Annotated in this window: 13 protein-coding genes; 7 read left to right on the top strand and 6 right to left on the bottom strand. The window is 68.6% G+C overall.

The genetic code is table 11. The features are described 5' to 3' along the window. The first annotated feature begins 16 nt into the window (after window positions 1-16). Window positions 17-1,021, top strand: a complete 1,005-nt coding sequence (locus tag FND50_RS13915; protein WP_144286136.1) for an acyl-CoA dehydrogenase family protein — start codon at window positions 17-19, stop codon at window positions 1,019-1,021. Here the strand turns inward: FND50_RS13915 and FND50_RS13910 are convergent. Then, the gene (locus tag FND50_RS13910; protein WP_144286135.1) at window positions 1,018-1,554 is read right to left on the bottom strand and encodes a LiaF domain-containing protein; all 537 of its coding nucleotides are present in this window, start codon (window positions 1,552-1,554) and stop codon (window positions 1,018-1,020) included. The genes FND50_RS13915 and FND50_RS13910 overlap by 4 nt on opposite strands. Before the next feature lie 86 nt (window positions 1,555-1,640). Between FND50_RS13910 and FND50_RS36100 the strand changes: the two genes are divergently transcribed. After that, a complete protein-coding gene (locus FND50_RS36100) occupies window positions 1,641-1,781 on the top strand; it encodes a hypothetical protein (protein ID WP_186301368.1) in 141 nt (46 codons plus the stop codon). Window positions 1,782-1,854: 73 nt separating this feature from the next. On the opposite strand, the gene FND50_RS13905 is transcribed toward FND50_RS36100, so the two are convergent. After that, on the bottom strand, window positions 1,855-3,057 hold the full coding sequence (locus FND50_RS13905) for a 13E12 repeat family protein (protein WP_260850983.1): 1,203 nt from the start codon (window positions 3,055-3,057) through the stop codon (window positions 1,855-1,857). Between the two features lie 201 nt (window positions 3,058-3,258). Between FND50_RS13905 and FND50_RS13900 the strand changes: the two genes are divergently transcribed. Both FND50_RS13900 and FND50_RS13895 read left to right on the top strand, forming a co-directional pair. Beyond that, window positions 3,259-7,767 carry an ATP-dependent helicase gene (locus tag FND50_RS13900; RefSeq protein ID WP_186301283.1) on the top strand — a complete coding sequence of 1,503 codons (4,509 nt, stop codon included), beginning with the start codon at window positions 3,259-3,261 and terminating at the stop codon, window positions 7,765-7,767. 1 nt (window position 7,768) lies between these two features. After that, on the top strand, window positions 7,769-8,518 hold the full coding sequence (locus tag FND50_RS13895) for a DNA-formamidopyrimidine glycosylase family protein (RefSeq protein ID WP_005256955.1): 750 nt from the start codon (window positions 7,769-7,771) through the stop codon (window positions 8,516-8,518). Here FND50_RS13895 and FND50_RS13890 read toward each other — a convergent pair. After that, a complete protein-coding gene (locus FND50_RS13890) occupies window positions 8,515-9,246 on the bottom strand; it encodes a DUF1353 domain-containing protein (protein WP_144286133.1) in 732 nt (243 codons plus the stop codon). The genes FND50_RS13895 and FND50_RS13890 overlap by 4 nt on opposite strands. A 7-nt stretch (window positions 9,247-9,253) precedes the next feature. Beyond that, the gene (locus FND50_RS13885) at window positions 9,254-9,832 is read right to left on the bottom strand and encodes a TetR/AcrR family transcriptional regulator (protein WP_144286132.1); all 579 of its coding nucleotides are present in this window, start codon (window positions 9,830-9,832) and stop codon (window positions 9,254-9,256) included. Window positions 9,833-9,885: 53 nt separating this feature from the next. Between FND50_RS13885 and FND50_RS13880 the strand changes: the two genes are divergently transcribed. Continuing rightward, window positions 9,886-10,845, top strand: coding sequence for an oxygenase MpaB family protein (locus tag FND50_RS13880; RefSeq protein WP_144286131.1), 960 nt, complete (start codon window positions 9,886-9,888; stop codon window positions 10,843-10,845). Window positions 10,846-11,029: 184 nt separating this feature from the next. After that, entirely contained in the window at window positions 11,030-11,566 is a 537-nt protein-coding gene (locus FND50_RS13875; RefSeq protein ID WP_005256959.1) for a hypothetical protein, read from the top strand. Here the strand turns inward: FND50_RS13875 and glpD are convergent. After that, window positions 11,544-13,286 carry a glycerol-3-phosphate dehydrogenase gene (gene glpD, locus FND50_RS13870; protein ID WP_005239930.1) on the bottom strand — a complete coding sequence of 581 codons (1,743 nt, stop codon included), beginning with the start codon at window positions 13,284-13,286 and terminating at the stop codon, window positions 11,544-11,546. The genes FND50_RS13875 and glpD overlap by 23 nt on opposite strands. Before the next feature lie 50 nt (window positions 13,287-13,336). Here glpD and glpK point away from each other — a divergent pair, with 50 nt between their 5' ends. Beyond that, window positions 13,337-14,830 carry a glycerol kinase GlpK gene (gene glpK, locus FND50_RS13865; RefSeq protein ID WP_065490398.1) on the top strand — a complete coding sequence of 498 codons (1,494 nt, stop codon included), beginning with the start codon at window positions 13,337-13,339 and terminating at the stop codon, window positions 14,828-14,830. On the opposite strand, the gene FND50_RS13860 is transcribed toward glpK, so the two are convergent. Then, the gene (locus FND50_RS13860) at window positions 14,815-15,999 is read right to left on the bottom strand and encodes a PLP-dependent aminotransferase family protein (RefSeq protein ID WP_144286130.1); all 1,185 of its coding nucleotides are present in this window, start codon (window positions 15,997-15,999) and stop codon (window positions 14,815-14,817) included. The two genes, glpK and FND50_RS13860, sit on opposite strands and share 16 nt — an antisense overlap. Window positions 16,000-16,009 lie beyond the last annotated feature (10 nt).

Raw genomic sequence — 16,009 nt, 5'->3', positions numbered from 1 at the left:
CGGCTACTCTCGGGGCGTGAGCAACTGGACCGAGATGGCGCGTGAGATTGCCGAGAACGTGTTGTTCCCGGTGGCCGACAGCGTCGATGCCGACGGCGAGGTTCCCGACAGTCACTTCGAGACTCTCGCCGCCGACGGCTTCTACGGACTCGCGGCACCGGGCGAAGAAGGTGTGACGCCGTCGGTGCTGGTCGACGTGATCGAGACGTTGTGCGGTGGCTGCCTCGCGACGGCGTTCACGTGGATGCAGCATCACGGCGTCGTCGCCGGTCTCGCCGATTCGCCGAACACGTCCCTGCAGGGTCGCTACCTCGACGGGCTCATCGACGGCACCGTCCGGGCCGGTGTCGCCCTGGCCGGAGCGATTCCCGTCCCGCCCACCCTGTGGGCACGCAGCGTCGACGACGGCTACGTGCTCGACGGGGTGTCGCCGTTCGTCACAGGCTGGGGCATCGTCGATCTGCTCCAGGTGTCGGCGCGCGACGAATTCGACGACTCCATCGTGCACGTCATCATTCCCGCGCAACCGCTTCGGGGACTCACCGCCGAGGAACTCCCGCTGATCGCGGCCCGCGGGTCCAACACGGTCCGGTTGACATTCGACGGGCTCGCCGTGCCACGCGATCTGGTAAGTGCCGTCGTCTCCCCCGACGACTTCGCGAAGAGCCAGCTGTTCGGGTCGTGGATCAACGGGTGCATGGCGATGGGAATCACCCGCCGGGCGATCAGCGAACTGGAGGCTCTCGGCGTCGACGCGGACCCGTTCGAAGAGCAGGCCGCACGCGCACGACTCGACCTGAACGCGGCGCTCGAAGGCCGCGCCGAGATCGCCGAAGCACGGGCCCGCGCTTCGGAACTCGCCATCCGCACCGCCACCGCCCTCGTCACGGCGAAGGGCAGCTCGTCGCTGCTCGCCGGGAACACCGCCGAACGCCTCATGCGTGAAGCCACCTTCACGCTCGTCGCAGCGGGACGTCCGGCGATCAAGTCGGCGTTGCTGGAGCGCCTCAGCCGCGACTAGCGGGTGCGGACCCTCAGGTCACCGAACAGCGAGTACGACACGATGCGGATCGTCGGGGCTGCGGGCCCGGGATCCTGTGCACCGGCCTCGAGTTCGCGGTCGCCGAAGAGGTCGAAACCACCCACCTCGACGTGCACGCCCTCCGGAACGGTGATCGTGCTGTCGCCGAACAGTGTGACGAGCGTGATCGTCGACGTGCGGGCGCCGATCACGGCCGACCGGAGGTCGAGCTTCACGTCCCCGAACACGAGCAGGGCCAGTGTCTTGACGGCGAGCGACCAGCGGCCGGAACGCTTGGTGCCGCCGAAGATTCCGACGATGGTGGACTGAGGTCGCAACACCGGCGCCGCCGGAGCTTCGACGGGGACCAGCCGCCGAAGACCTTCGACGCCGACGTCGCGGGACCAGACGATCGCGGCTTGCTCCGAATACTCCTCCAATGTCAGCTTTCCGTCCCCCACCCCCTTCTCGAGGCGGGCTTGTGCGGCCTCCCGGAGTCGGTCGAGTTCGCGGCTGTCCCCTGCAGCAGTCATTACTCCACCGTAGCTGTCGGTGCCCTCGTCTACTGTCTGACGGCTACCCCCGTGGCGCACCGCCCCTTCGACCGAAGCGAGACAACGTGTTCAAGTTGATCCGCGCAGTTGCTCTGGCGCTACTCGCTGTGGGCGCCTACGTGGTGATCTCCGAGCACGAGCCCGCAACCGTCGAGTTGCCGTCGCCGTCGTTCGCTCCGGCGACGGCGAAACTCACGACAGTGTGAGGGGCGGCGCACAGCTAGGGCACACCGTCCTCGGCACATGCCCGGTCGCGGGCTTTCCGGCGAGCGCGGGCGATCAGCTCACCGGCGTGATGTCAGTGATTGATTCGCGGGTTTCTGTCCGGGTCGATGTGCGGTGGTGGAATCCATTCGGTGCGCTGTCGGTGTATCCGCCGTTGCCCCACTCCTGCAGGGGGTGCACCGCGCACATGCTGGCCGGGGCCGCGCAACCAGGTCGTGTGCCTCCGCCTTCGGCGGCGATGAGTGCGAGGCGTTGGTCCGCGCTCGCCACTCGTCGGCGCCGTCCCAGATGCAGGGGCCGGCCGTCGTGGTCGAACACGACGAGCACCGGGTGGGCGCGTTCGGCGAGCTTCAGCGCTTCGCCGAGGGGAAGGAGTCCGCCGGTGGCCGTGGTGGTCACGCCGCCTGCCGCATTCTCGAGTCGGTCGAGGGTCATGGTGATGATCACCGTGACGGGCAGACCCCGATGCCGGCCAAGGATCCCGGATTCCAGCATGACCCGGAATATCGCGCTGAGGGCGTCGTGGTTTCTCTGCGCAGCAGTGCGAGTGTCACGCGCTGCCGCCGCCACCACTTCTTCACGGTCGATCGACGGATTGTCGGCGTCGCCAGACGGTGACTCCGGGTCGTCCGGGTTGTTCATGCCGAGGCGAGCCCATTTCGCGAGGATCGGGTCGAGCAGAGCGCGCGCTGTGGGGTCGAGCTCACCGCAGATCTTCGACATCAGTTCGGAATCTTGACGGCCCAGCGAAACACCACGCCGCCGGGAGCGATCACGATCGTCACCCAGGTTTCCGTCGGGATCGAGATGAGCGAGGAGGCGGTGGCCGGCACTCTCGACATCTTCGGGTGTACCTTCTCTCGCACACTGCGCCAGAATCGACTCCGCCAATGCGACGTCGGCGTTGGTGACCGCATGCGGGATCTTTCGCATGATCTTCCGGATTACGCGTGCATGGTCGGCACCGATGTCGCCATCCCGTTGCGCGGAGGCGGTTTCCGGCAGCGCTGCCTCCATCTGCTCGCCCGAAGCTGTATGAAACAGACCGAGGTCGCGGGCGGCCGCCACCCGTGCCGACGCGTCTGCTGCCGACACGCGCAGCACCTCGACCAGGAGCTTGTTCGGCGAGTTGCAACCGAGCGCCGCGGGTAACGAGCGTTCGACACTCTCGACGATCAGCCGCAGCGAGACTTCACCGGCGCGGCGGAGGGACTTCTCGAGCTGCTGCATGATCAGCACCACATCAGAATCCGACACAGCACTGAGGTCTGCGTCGAGCAGGTCTGATACGGCATCGTCCAACGCACCAGGTGTTCCCTCACCTGATCTGCCGCCAACCCCTGATCGAACTCATGTGCGAGTAATACTGCGCCCCACCGACACGTTCGCCGAACTGGATTCCAGAGACCGCACGGTATGTTCCCGCTGCCTGTCACACCCCCGGTGCACTATGGAACGGTGAGCGACGTCCTGGGCCGGTTTTCCGCTGCCACCCGCGAGTGGTTCGACGGCGCCTTCCCGGCGCCGACGGCCGCGCAGCTCGGTGCGTGGGAGTCGATCGCCAGCCGCGCGCACACGCTCGTCGTGGCCCCGACCGGTTCGGGCAAGACGCTGTCCGCGTTCCTGTGGTCCCTCGACCAACTCGCCGCCACGGACGGAACGGACCGCAAGACCAGGGTCCTCTACATTTCCCCGCTCAAGGCCCTGGGTGTCGACGTCGAACGCAACCTGCGCGCCCCGCTCGTCGGGATCACGCAGACAGCCAAGCGGCTCGGGCTCTCCCCGCCGGAGATCTCGGTGGGGGTCCGCTCCGGCGACACACCGGCAGGTGACCGGCGCGCCCTGATCAAGAATCCGCCCGACATCCTCATCACCACCCCCGAGTCGCTGTTCCTCATGCTCACGTCCGCCGCGCGTGAGACGCTGACCCAGGTCGACACCGTCATCGTCGACGAGGTGCACGCAGTGGCAGGCACCAAGCGCGGCGCCCACCTGGCCCTGTCGCTCGAACGTCTCGACCAGCTTCTCGCCACCCCGGCGCAGCGCATCGGGCTGTCGGCGACGGTGCGCCCGCACGAGGAGGTGGGCCGGTTCCTGTCCGGTTCGGCGCCCATCCGGATCGTCGCGCCGCCGTCGCCGAAGACGTTCGACCTCACCGTGCAGGTGCCGGTCGAGGACATGACCGAACTCGGCCTCGCCGAACCCGCCGAGGGTTCGGCGTCGGCGACCCCGCAGGCGGGGTCGATCTGGCCGCACGTCGAGGAACAGATCGTCGACCTCGTCCTGGCGCACCGGTCGTCCATCGTGTTCGCCAACTCGCGGCGCCTCGCCGAGCGCCTGACGGCTCGGCTCAACGAGATCTACGCCGAACGCGCCGGGACCGCCGTCGACAAGAACCCGAAACCGGCCTCGCAGATCGGCACGCCGTCCGAGGTCAATTTCGGCGCGGACCCCCTCCTCGCCCGCGCCCACCACGGGTCGGTCAGCAAGGACCAGCGGGCCCTGATCGAGGACGATCTGAAGTCGGGGCGGCTGCGGTGCGTGGTCGCGACGAGCAGCCTCGAACTCGGAATCGACATGGGCGCGGTCGATCTGGTGATCCAGGTCGAGGCACCACCGTCGGTGGCGAACGGTCTGCAGCGAGTCGGCCGCGCCGGACACCAGGTCGGGGAGATCTCGCGGGGTGTCGTGTTCCCGAAGCACCGCACCGATCTCGTGCACTGCGCGGTCACCGTCGAGCGCATGGTCACCGGGAAGATCGAGGCGCTCGCCGTCCCCGCCAACCCGCTCGACATCCTCGCCCAGCACACGGTGGCGGCCACCGCGCTCGAGCCGCTCGACGTGGACGACTGGTTCGAGACGGTCCGGCGTAGCGGTTCCTTCGCGACGCTGCCCCGCTCGGCGTACGAGTCCACCCTCGACCTTCTCGCCGGCCTCTACCCGTCCGACGAGTTCGCCGAGCTCAGGCCCCGCCTCGTCTGGGACCGCGAGGCCCATACGCTCACCGGACGCCCCGGCGCGCAGCGGCTGGCGGTCACCTCGGGCGGCGCCATCCCCGACCGCGGTCTGTTCACGGTCTACATGGTCGGTGAGAAGGCGTCCCGCGTCGGCGAACTCGACGAGGAGATGGTGTACGAATCGCGGGTCGGCGACGTCTTCGCGCTCGGGGCCACCAGCTGGCGGATCGAGGAGATCACGTTCGACCGGGTGCTGGTCAGCCCCGCCTACGGGCAGCCGGGGCGGCTGCCGTTCTGGCACGGTGACGGCCTGGGCCGGCCGGCGGAACTGGGCGAGGCGCTGGGGCAGTTCCTTCGGGAGATCTCTCTCGGGCACGAGATCGAGGTGCAGGAACGCTGCCGCACCGGCGGGCTCGACGAGAACGCCACGAACAATCTCGTTCAGCTCGTCGCCGAGCAGAAGACCGCCACCGGGCAGGTCCCCACCGACCGCACCCTGGTGGTCGAACGATTCCGTGACGAGCTCGGCGACTGGCGACTGATCCTGCATTCGCCGTACGGCCAGCGTGTTCACGCTCCGTGGGCGCTGGCCGTGAGTGCGCGGCTGAGCGAGCGGTACGGCCTCGACTCGAACGCGGCGGCCTCCGACGACGGCATCATCGTGCGTCTTCCCGACACCGAGGACACCCCGCCCGGCGCCGACCTGTTCGTCTTCGACACCGACGAGATCGAGGACATCGTCACCGAACAGGTCGGCGGTTCGGCACTGTTCGCGTCCCGGTTCCGTGAGTGCGCGGCCCGGGCGCTGCTGCTGCCGCGCCGCAACCCCGGAAAGCGCGCACCGCTCTGGCAGCAGCGGCAGCGGTCCGCCCAGCTGCTCGACGTGGCTCGCCGGTATCCGACGTTCCCGATCCTGCTCGAGACCGTCCGCGAGTGCCTGCAGGACGTGTACGACCTACCGGCGCTGAAGGACCTGCTCCGCAGGCTCGCGCGTCGCCAGATCCGCATCGTCGAGGTGGAGACGCAGTCGCCGTCGCCGTTCGCCGGCGCCCTGCTGTTCAACTACGTCGGCGAGTTCATGTACGAGGGCGACAGCCCGCTCGCCGAACGCCGGGCGGCGGCGCTGTCCCTGGACTCGACGCTGCTCGCGGAACTGCTCGGCAGGGTGGAACTGCGCGAACTGCTCGACGCCGACGTCATCGCCCACGCCGAACTCGAACTCCAGCGCCTGCTTCCCGACCGCAAGGCGAAAGATCTCGAAGGCGTCGCCGACCTGCTGCGCCTCCTGGGTCCGCTCACCTCCGACGAGGTCGCCGCACGGTCGACCAGCGATCCCACCCCCTGGCTCGACGAACTCGTCCGCGCGAAGCGGGCGCTCGCCGTCTCCTTCGCCGGTCACGAATGGTGGACGGCCATCGAGGATGCTGCCCGCCTGCGCGACGGGCTCGGGGTGCCGCTACCCATCGGTGTTCCCGCCGCGTTCATCGAACCCGTCGACGATCCGCTGGCCGACCTGATCAGCCGGTACGCCCGCACCCACGGTCCATTCACGATCACCGACGCCGCCGCCCGTTTCGGGCTCGGTTCCGCGGTGGCCCGTGACGTGCTGCAGCGACTCGCGCAGGGCAAGCGGGTGGTCGAGGGCGAGTTCCGCCCCGGCGCGACGGGAAGCGAATGGTGCGACGCCGAGGTTCTCCGCCGACTCCGCAGGCGCTCGCTGGCCGCGGCGCGGCAGGAGGTGGAACCGGTCAGCACCGCGACGCTCGGCCGCTTCCTCCCGGGCTGGCAGCACGTGGGGGGCACGCTGCGCGGCATCGACGGCGTCGCGACCGTGGTGGAACAGCTTGCCGGCGTCCCGGTGCCCGCCTCGGCACTCGAGTCACTGATCCTGCCGTCCCGGGTGGCCGACTACTCCCCCGCCATGCTCGACGAACTCACTTCCACCGGCGAGGTCCTGTGGTCGGGCGCGGGCAGCATCTCCGGCAAGGACGGGTGGGTGTGCCTCCACCCCGCCGACACCGCACCGCTCACGCTGACCACACCCGCGGAATCGGATCTGTCCGATGTCCAGCGCCGGGTGCTCGACACGCTGTCCGGCGGCGGCGCGTACTTCTTCCGGCAACTCGCGGACACCCTCGAGATGTCCGACGACACCGCGCTGGCCACCGCATTGTGGGATCTGGTGTGGCTGGGCCACATCGGCAACGACACGCTCGCCCCGGTGCGTGCCCTGCTGTCGGACACGTCCAGGACCACCACGAGCCACCGGTCGCCGCGACGACCCCCACGCGCCCGCGCGTACCGCAGCCTGACGGTCCCGGTGCGCACCGCACCGCCCACGGTCGGGGGAAGGTGGTCGATCCTCCCCGCCGCCGAATCCGATGCCACGCTGCGTGCCAGCGCCACGGCCGAACTGCTCCTGGAGCGGTACGGGGTGGTGACGCGCGGGTCCGTGATGACCGAGAACGTTCCCGGCGGATTCGCGCTGATGTACAAGGTGCTGGGCACGTTCGAGGACAACGGCCGCTGCCGGCGAGGACATTTCGTCGAGTCGCTCGGCGGTGCACAGTTCTCCACCCCGCCCGTGGTGGACCGACTCCGGAGCTACGCCGACTCGCTCGAGGGCAGGCACACCACTCTGCCCGCTGTGACTCTCGCCGCCAGCGATCCCGCCAACCCATACGGTGCGGCCCTCCCCTGGCCGAAGCGCGGCGACGACGCGCCCGCGCACCGGCCGGGACGCAAGGCCGGCGGTCTGGTGGTGCTCGTGGAGGGTGAACTGATCCTGTTCGTCGAACGCGGCGGGCGCACGATCCTCACCTTCACCGACGACCCCGGCGTGCTCCGCACCGCGGCGGTCACGCTCGCCGGTGTGGTCAAGCGCGGCGGGATCGACAAGATCGTCGTCGAGAAGGTCGACGGCGACACCATCCACGGCAGCGACTTCGCGCCGATCCTGACCGAGGCCGGTTTCTCGCCCACCCCCCGCGGATTCCGGTTGCGAGCCTGAGATGCCCGAAGGCGACACCGTCTGGCGCACCGCCAACTCGCTTCGCGACGCCCTCGCGGGCAAGGTGCTGACCCGATGCGACGTGCGGGTCCCCCGGTACGCCACCGTCGACCTGTCCGGCCGGCTCGTCGACGAGGTGGTCAGCCGCGGGAAGCACCTTCTCATCCGGGTCGGCGACTACTCGATCCACACGCATCTGAAGATGGAAGGCGCGTGGCACGTCTACGCGCCCGACACGAAGTGGCGCCGTCCCACGCACCAGGCCCGGATCGTGCTCGCCACCGATGACAGGGTGGCGGTCGGATTCTCGCTCGGCATCACCGAGATCCTGGGGCGTGACGACGAGGAGTCCGCGGTCGGCCACCTCGGCCCGGATCTGCTGGGACCGGACTGGGACGCCGACACGGCGATCCGCAACCTGCGGGCGGCCGGTGACCAGCCCATCGGTCTCGCCCTGGTCGACCAGCGCAACCTGGCCGGTCTCGGCAACGTGTACCGCAACGAGGTCTGCTTCCTCCGCGGCGTCCATCCCTACACTCCGTCGAGCGGCGTGGCCGACCTGCCCGCGCTGGTCACGCTCGCGCATCGCATGATTCACATCGACAAGAACAACTCCGTCCGCCATCGGCCGTGGGTGTACGGGCGTGCCGGAAAGCGTTGCCGCCGTTGCGGGACGGTGATCGAAGGCCACGACCTCGGTCAGCAGCAGATCTTCTTCTGCACGTACTGTCAGCCGCCGATGGTGGATTAGCGAAGGACGGTGGTCGGCGGTCCGAGCGGCGGCGGTCTGCGAGTCCGTCTGCGGCCGAACAACCACGCGGCACCGTCCGGCACCCACAGCACCGCGGCCGTGGCGATCGTCAGCAAATACGTCGGCGCGATGACGGGCAGGAGAAGGCACCCGAGCAGGGCGACGGGAAAGTCTCTGCGCCACAACAGCGACAGCACGACCGGAAGCACGAGAAAGAGCGCGGCCAGGCCGAAGTGCGCGGTCGCCAACGCCCCCGGCACGCCCACTACCCAGCACAGCATCCCGAGCACCTGGTGCGCGATGAGCAGGAACCGGGCGACTTCGGTGAACGTCCAGAACCGGCCGACCTCGACGCCGACCCAGAAGATGCGGCTGCGGAACGGTCCGACGCCCTCGTCGAGCAGGGCGAGCCGGAACAGTTCGTCCGCGTGCCGTCGCAGCGTGTTTCCCGCGGGTCCCTGCGCGCTCGCACGTTTGCAGAGGTCGTCGTGCATGATCGCCGGAAGCAGCTGCCGGCCGTACGGGGTGAGCAGGCCTTGCAGCGGCGCGGGGATCGATGCCAGATCCGTGCGGAGAAGGCACGGCATCGGGGCGCAACCGGGCACCGTCACCACCGTGTCGCCGTGGACGTAGACGAACTCGCCGACGAGTTGGAAGAACTTACGATCGAGTACCCGAAGCTCGGGTTGCGGGCGAGTCGGATCGTCCACGGATACCTGGAACGGCATGCGCACCTCACTCGTGGCCGGCCTTGTTTGCCTCCACCACCAGAGTGACGCAATGAGCGACGAATTGCTCGCGCGACGCGGCAACAGTTCCGTCGAGATATCCGATGAACAGCGTCGTGAGCGCGCCCACGACACCGACCGCGACGAGCTGTTTCTCCACCTCGTCGTCGACGGCGGACAGCTGGTCGTGCACGAGTGCGACGAAGCCGGGCATCAGGTCGATGCCCCGCCTGCTCAGCGCGGGTTCCGACAGCGGTGCGAGCAGCAGCACGCGGCCCATGGCGGGATCGTCGACCATGAGTTTCACGAACGCGTCCACGGCTGCCTCGGCGCGCTCCCGCGCGGTCTCGGTGGACGCGACCGCCTCCGCGAGAGCGGCCTGCGCCTCGTCACCCACTGCGGTGTAGACCGAGCGCACGAATTCGTCCCGGTCCTGGAACGACTCGTAGAAGTACCGTTCGGTCAGCGACGCGGCGCGGCAGACCGCGCGCACGTTCACCGCGGGCCCGTCCGGGGCTCCGAGCAGCGCGACGCCCGCGCGGAGTAGCGAATTCCGCCGTGCTTCCCGCCGGTCCTCCAGCGTCACTTTTCTCGCTCCGATCCTTGACTACGTGTGTTGTCAGATCCTAGTCTGACAACGTGCGTAGTCACTTGAACCCGGACGGTACGCCCGTCCCGGCCTCCGCTCCCGTCCCCCTCGGCCCCGACTCGTTGACCTGGAAGTATTTCGGCGACTGGCGCGGAATGCTGCAGGGCGTCTGGGCCGGGTCGATGCAGAACATGCATCCCGGACTCGGCGCGGGCGTCGAGGAACATTCCCGCTTCTTCGACGAGCGATGGGAGCGGCTCTACCGGTCGCTGTACCCGATCGGCGGCGTCGTCTTCGACGGCGACCGTGCTCAGCAGACCGCCGAGCAGGTGCGGGGGTATCACGACAACATCAAGGGAATCGACAAACACGGCCGCAGGTACCACGCCCTCGACCCCGACACGTTCTACTGGGCGCACGCCACGTTCTTCATGGGCACCATCCTCACGGGCGACCACTTCATGGGTGGCCTCACCGAAGACCAGAAGAGCCGGCTGTTCACCGAGCACATCCAGTGGTACCGCCTGTATGGAATGAGCATGCGCCCCGTCCCGGAAACCTGGGAGGCGTTCCAGGAGTACTGGGATCACATGTGCCGCAACGTCCTCGAGGACAACAAGGCCACCCGCGACGTCCTCGACCTGTCCGGTCTCGGCATTCCCCCGTTCCTGTCGTGGCTACCCGACCCGATCTGGGCGATCCTCCGTATCCCGGTGACGAAGGGCTTCGTGTGGCTGACGGTCGGCATGTACGACCAACCGGTCCGCGACCTCCTCGGCTACCGCTGGACCACACGCGACGAGCGCCTGCACACCCTCGCCGGCCGCGCCGTGGGCGCCGTCTTCCGGCTCGTGCCCTGGCGCTACCGCTACCACCCGCGCGCCCGCGCAGGCTGGGACCGCGAGACCGGACGCGCCCCCGCGCACGCTCCGCTCGTCCACACACCCCGACGCAATCTTCCACCGCTCGGCCGGCGCGACGACCCCCAGCACTACAGCCCGAAGGTTTGAGTTCCCAGGGAGCTCACAGACAACGCCCACACCGCTCACGGGTTCCGGGACGATGCTCGGTCACATGCAATACATCGCTGTCGCAGCCCTCGTCGTCATGGCTCTGTCGGGAATCGTCACCGCCCACGCCCCGAAATCGCTCGTCCACACCCGCTGACCGACGAGATCGTGGAATGCTCGAAGGATGGACTGGGACCTTCCGAGGCTCTTGAACCGCCCGCCGCTGATCAGCGACGAGCCGCTGTCGCCCGACCATGCGGCGAGCCGCATCAGCGCCTACATCTACGGCAACATCCTGGTGCTCGCCGCGCTCATCCCGGTCACCAAATCCCAGGAGACCCTGGGCATCGCCATCGTCGTCGGTGCCGCGCTGTCCACGTTTCTCGCCCACGTGTTCGCCGAGTCGGTAGGCCAGACGCTCCGGCTGGGCAGATCACTGTCCAGCACCGAACGCCTACGGGAACTACGGGACAGTGTCCCCGTCCTGACGTCCGCGGTGGTGCCTGCCGTGATCCTCGGCACGGCCCTGCTGGGCTGGCTGGAACCGCGAACCGCGCAATTGACCGCCGAGATCGTGATGATCGCCCGTATCGGGTCGATCAGTTACGTGATCAGCCGCCTCCGCCGCGAAAGGGTCACGAACGGCACGCACCTCGCCGCGTTCGGCCTCGCCGTGATCGCGACGATCATCGTGGTCATCAAGGTATTTCTGACACACTGACCGGTGGTTCGAGCAGTTCGACCCGCGACTCGGGCGCCGCCGCCCGCAACGCGTCGGCCGACAGGTCGTCCGGCTGGGCCTGCGACTGCACCTCCGCCTCCACCCGCGCCTGATACGTCTTCACCTCACGGTCGACGGCGTCGGCGTCCCAGCCGAGGACGGGGGCCACCAGTTGCGCCACCTGCTCGGCGCAGTTCACACCCCGATGCGAGTACTCGATGGCGATGCGCGTGCGCCGGGCGAGGATGTCATCGAGATGGAGGGCGCCCTCGGCCGCCGCCGCATACACGACCTCGACCTGCAGGTAGGCCGGTGCGTCCGTGATCGGCTGGAGTAGTTCCGGTTTCCCGCTCGCCTGATCGAGCACCTCGTCGATCAGCGAACCGTACCGGTCCAGCAGATGCTTCACGCGGTACGGGTGAAGGCCGTACATCTGGCCGAGGTGAACGGTCTGATTGACCAGCGCGAAATAACCGTCCGCGCCGACGAGCGGCACCTTCTCCGTGATGGACGGCGCCATCCGCGCGGGAATGTCGTCGGCGGCGAGATCCACGGCGTCCTCTGCCATCACCCGGTAGGTGGTGTACTTGCCGCCCGCGATGGCGACCAGGCCCGGCGCCACCCGCGCGACGGCGTGTTCCCGCGAGAGTTTCGACGTCTCGTCGCTCTCTCCCGCGAGCAGCGGACGCAGGCCCGCGTAGACGCCGTCGATGTCGTCGTGGGTCAGCGACGTCACCAGCACCTTGTTGACGTGACCGAGGATGTAGTCGATGTCGGCCTTGGTGGCCGCCGGGTGTGCGAGGTCGAGATTCCAGTCCGTGTCGGTGGTGCCGATGATCCAGTGGCTGCCCCACGGGATCACGAACAGCACCGACTTCTCGGTGCGGAGGATGATCGCGGCGTCGCTGACGATCCGATCGCGCGGCACCACGATGTGGACGCCCTTGGACGCGCGGACGCGGAACCGGCCGCGTTGCCGCGACAGCGCCTGGATCTCGTCGGTCCACACCCCCGTGGCGTTGATGACGACGTGCGCCTTCACGTCCGCGGTGCGGCCGTCCTCGCAGTCCCGGACGCGCACTCCGGAGACCCGGTCCGCCTCCCGGAGGAATCCGACCACCTGCGTGGACGTGCGCACGACCGCCCCGTAGTGAGCGGCGGTGCGGGCGACGGTCATGGTGTGACGGGCGTCGTCGACGACGGTGTCGTAGTACTGGATGCCGCCGGTCAGCGAGTTCCGCTTGAGCCCCGGCGCCATCCGCAGCGCACCCGCGCGCGTCAGATGTTTCTGCGCCGGAACCGATTTGGCGCCGCCCATCCGGTCGTAGAGGAAGATGCCCGCCGCCATGTACGGCCGCTCCCACACGCGGTGGGTGATCGGGAACAGGAACTTGAGCGGCTTCACCAGGTGCGGCGCGAGGGTGGTCAGCGACAGCTCACGCTCCCGGAGTGCCTCCCGGACCAGTCCGAACTCGAGTTGCTCGAGATAGCGCAGACCGCCGTGGAACATCTTCGACGAGCGACTCGACGTCCCGGACGCGTAATCGCGTGCCTCGACCAGCGCCACCTTCAGCCCGCGGGTGGCCGCATCGAGGGCCGCACCGGCTCCCACCACACCACCGCCGATCACGACGACGTCGAACTGTTCGGTCTGCAGCTTGTCCCATGCGGCATCACGCTGCCGGGGACCGAGGAACTGCACACCTGGCTGACTACTCAACTCGGGCTCCTGTGAGATGACGACGGATTCTCTGCCAGGCTAGTAGCTTCATGCGTGTGATTCAGTACATCGCCGCGATAGACCAGGGCACCACCTCCAGCCGCTGCATGATCTTCGATCACGACGGCGCCGTGGTCAGCGTCGCCCAGAAGGAACACGAGCAGTTCTTTCCGCGCGCAGGCTGGGTGGAGCACGATCCGACCCAGCTGTGGATCAACACCCGTGAAGTGGTGGCGTCCGCGCTCGCGAAGGCCGATCTCACCAAACGCGACATCGCCGCGATCGGCATCACCAATCAGCGGGAGACGACGGTCGTGTGGGACCGGAACACCGGAGAACCCGTGTACAACGCCATCGTCTGGCAGGACACGCGCACCGACGAACTGTGCACGCAACTCGGCGGCGACGAGGGCCCGGGCCGGTACCGGAAGCGCACCGGCCTGCCGCTGTCCACGTATTTCTCGGGGCCGAAGGTCCGGTGGATTCTCGACAACGTCGACGGCGCACGGGAGAAGGCGGACGCGGGCGAGCTCTGCTTCGGCACCATCGACAGCTGGATTCTGTGGCACATCACCGAGGGCACCCACGTGACGGATGTCACCAACGCCTCCCGCACCTTGTTGATGAATCTCGAGACCCTCGACTGGGATCCGGAGATATGTGCCGATTTCGGCATCCCGATGTCGATGCTGCCCGAGATCCGCAGTTCGTCGGAGGTCTACGGCGTCGGACGCCCGCACGGGACGCTGCCCGGCGTGCCGGTGGCCGGAATCCTCGGCGACCAGCAGGCCGCCACGTTCGGGCAGGCCTGCCTGTCGGAGGGCGAAGCGAAGAACACGTACGGAACGGGGAACTTCCTGCTGCTCAACACGGGGACCACACCCGTGCACAGCAAGCACGGACTCCTCACCACTGTCTGCTACAAGATCGGTGACGCGCCGGCCGTCTACGCCCTCGAGGGGTCGGTGGCCGTCACCGGATCACTGGTGCAGTGGCTGCGCGACAATCTGGGAATCATCGAGTCCGCCAAGGACATCGAGGATCTGGCCAAGTCGGTCGACGACAACGGCGGCGCCTACTTCGTGCCCGCGTTCTCCGGACTGTTCGCACCGCGCTGGCGGCCCGACGCCCGCGGGGCCATCGTCGGCCTCACCCGGTTCGTGAACAAGGGCCATCTCGCCAGGGCCGCCCTGGAGGCCACCGCATATCAGACCCGCGAGGTGATCGAGGCGATGCGCGCCGATTCGGGCGTCGAACTCGCCTCCCTCAAGGTGGACGGCGGCATGGTCGTCAACGAGACCCTCATGCAGTTCCAGTCGGACATTCTCGCCGTGCCCGTCATCCGTCCCGTCGTCAACGAGACGACGGCTCTGGGCGCCGCGTACGCCGCCGGGCTGGCCGTCGGCTTCTGGGAGAGTGAGGACGACATCCGCGCGAACTGGGCCGTCGACAAGACGTGGGAACCCGCGATGGACGAGGCCGAGTCCACCCGGCTCTACGCGGAGTGGAACAAGGCGGTCGAACGGACCTACGACTGGGCGTGATCGGCGTACGCGTCGCCGAGTCTCGCCGCAGCACCCGTCAGCACGTCCTCCGAACAGGTCGCGAAGCACAGCCGCAGAGCGCTCCGGTGCTCCGCGGCGACGCCGAAAGCCGATCCGGGGACGAAGGCGACACCGTGGTCCACGGCGGTCTGCAGCAGTGCCGCCGTGTCGATGTCCGCGTCCGTGAGCTCGGTCCAGCAGAACATCCCGCCCGCCGCCGACGACACGCGGGCGCGGTCGCCGAACGTCGAGGTGACGCCGTCCGCGAGCGCCCGGGCCCGGGACCCGTAGCGGGCGCGCAGCATCTCCAGATGCAGGCCCAGCCACGGCTCGTCCGACAGCAGTCCGGCGGCGATCTGGTGCGTCAGCGACGAACCGCAGAGGTCCGCGCCCTGCTTCAGCAGCTCGACGGCCTCGCACACCCGCCGGTCGCCGTGCAGCCACCCGACCCGCAGTGCAGGCGCCAGGATCTTCGACGCACTGGACAGCCGGATCACCCGGTCCGACAACGCGGCGACGGGTGCGGGCGGTGGCCCGTCGAAGAAGAGTTCACCGTACGGGTCGTCCTCGATCACCCAGAAGCCGTAACGGTCCGCCAGTGCGGCCAGGTGTTCCCGGCGGCCGGGCGCCAGGACGACGCCGCGAGGGTTGTGGAAGTTGCTCACCGTGTGGACCACGGTGGGCCGCAGTCCGTCCTCGAGCATGCCCTGCAGGGCGGCGGTGTCCATCCCGTCGGCGGCGAGTGCGACGGACCGGACGTCGGCCTCCGCGGCCCGGAACACCTGTAGCGCTCCGGTGTAGGCGGGTTCCTCGACGATCACGACGTCGCCGGGATCGAGCAGCACCTGCGCGAGAAGGCTCAGCGCCTGCTGCGAGCCGTGGGTGACGACGACGTCGGCGGCGCCGAGCGGCCGGCCGATCTTCGCGCCCTCCCGGGCGGCGAGCACGTCGCGGAGCCGGCGCAACCCGGTGGTCTCGCCGTACTGGACGGAGGCCGGGTCCGCGAGCGCGAGTTCGGCTTCCTTCCGGATCCGTTCGCGCGGAATGAATTCGGGGTCGGGTAGCCCGCCTGCGAGGCTGACCACGTCGGGCCGGGCGGCGAGGGTGAGAAGATCACGGATGGCGGAGCTGTGCAAACCATCCATGCGGCGGGCAAGTGATTGCGGCATGTCGACTCCC

The organism is Rhodococcus sp. WB9, from assembly GCF_007558985.1.
GTDB lineage: Bacteria > Actinomycetota > Actinomycetes > Mycobacteriales > Mycobacteriaceae > Rhodococcus_F > Rhodococcus_F opacus.
The sequence above is the reverse complement of the archived record's forward strand: the minus strand, read 5'-3'. Positions and strand labels throughout refer to the sequence as shown.

Coding starts and splice junctions, on each gene's coding strand:
- FND50_RS13910 (WP_144286135.1), bottom strand. CDS start 1,554: ATGACTGCTGCAGGGGACAGCCGCGAACTCGACCGACTCCGGGAGGCC.
- FND50_RS13895 (WP_005256955.1), top strand. CDS start 7,769: ATGCCCGAAGGCGACACCGTCTGGCGCACCGCCAACTCGCTTCGCGAC.
- FND50_RS13890 (WP_144286133.1), bottom strand. CDS start 9,246: ATGCCGTTCCAGGTATCCGTGGACGATCCGACTCGCCCGCAACCCGAG.
- FND50_RS13875 (WP_005256959.1), top strand. CDS start 11,030: ATGGACTGGGACCTTCCGAGGCTCTTGAACCGCCCGCCGCTGATCAGC.
- glpK (WP_065490398.1), top strand. CDS start 13,337: ATGCGTGTGATTCAGTACATCGCCGCGATAGACCAGGGCACCACCTCC.
- FND50_RS13860 (WP_144286130.1), bottom strand. CDS start 15,999: ATGCCGCAATCACTTGCCCGCCGCATGGATGGTTTGCACAGCTCCGCC.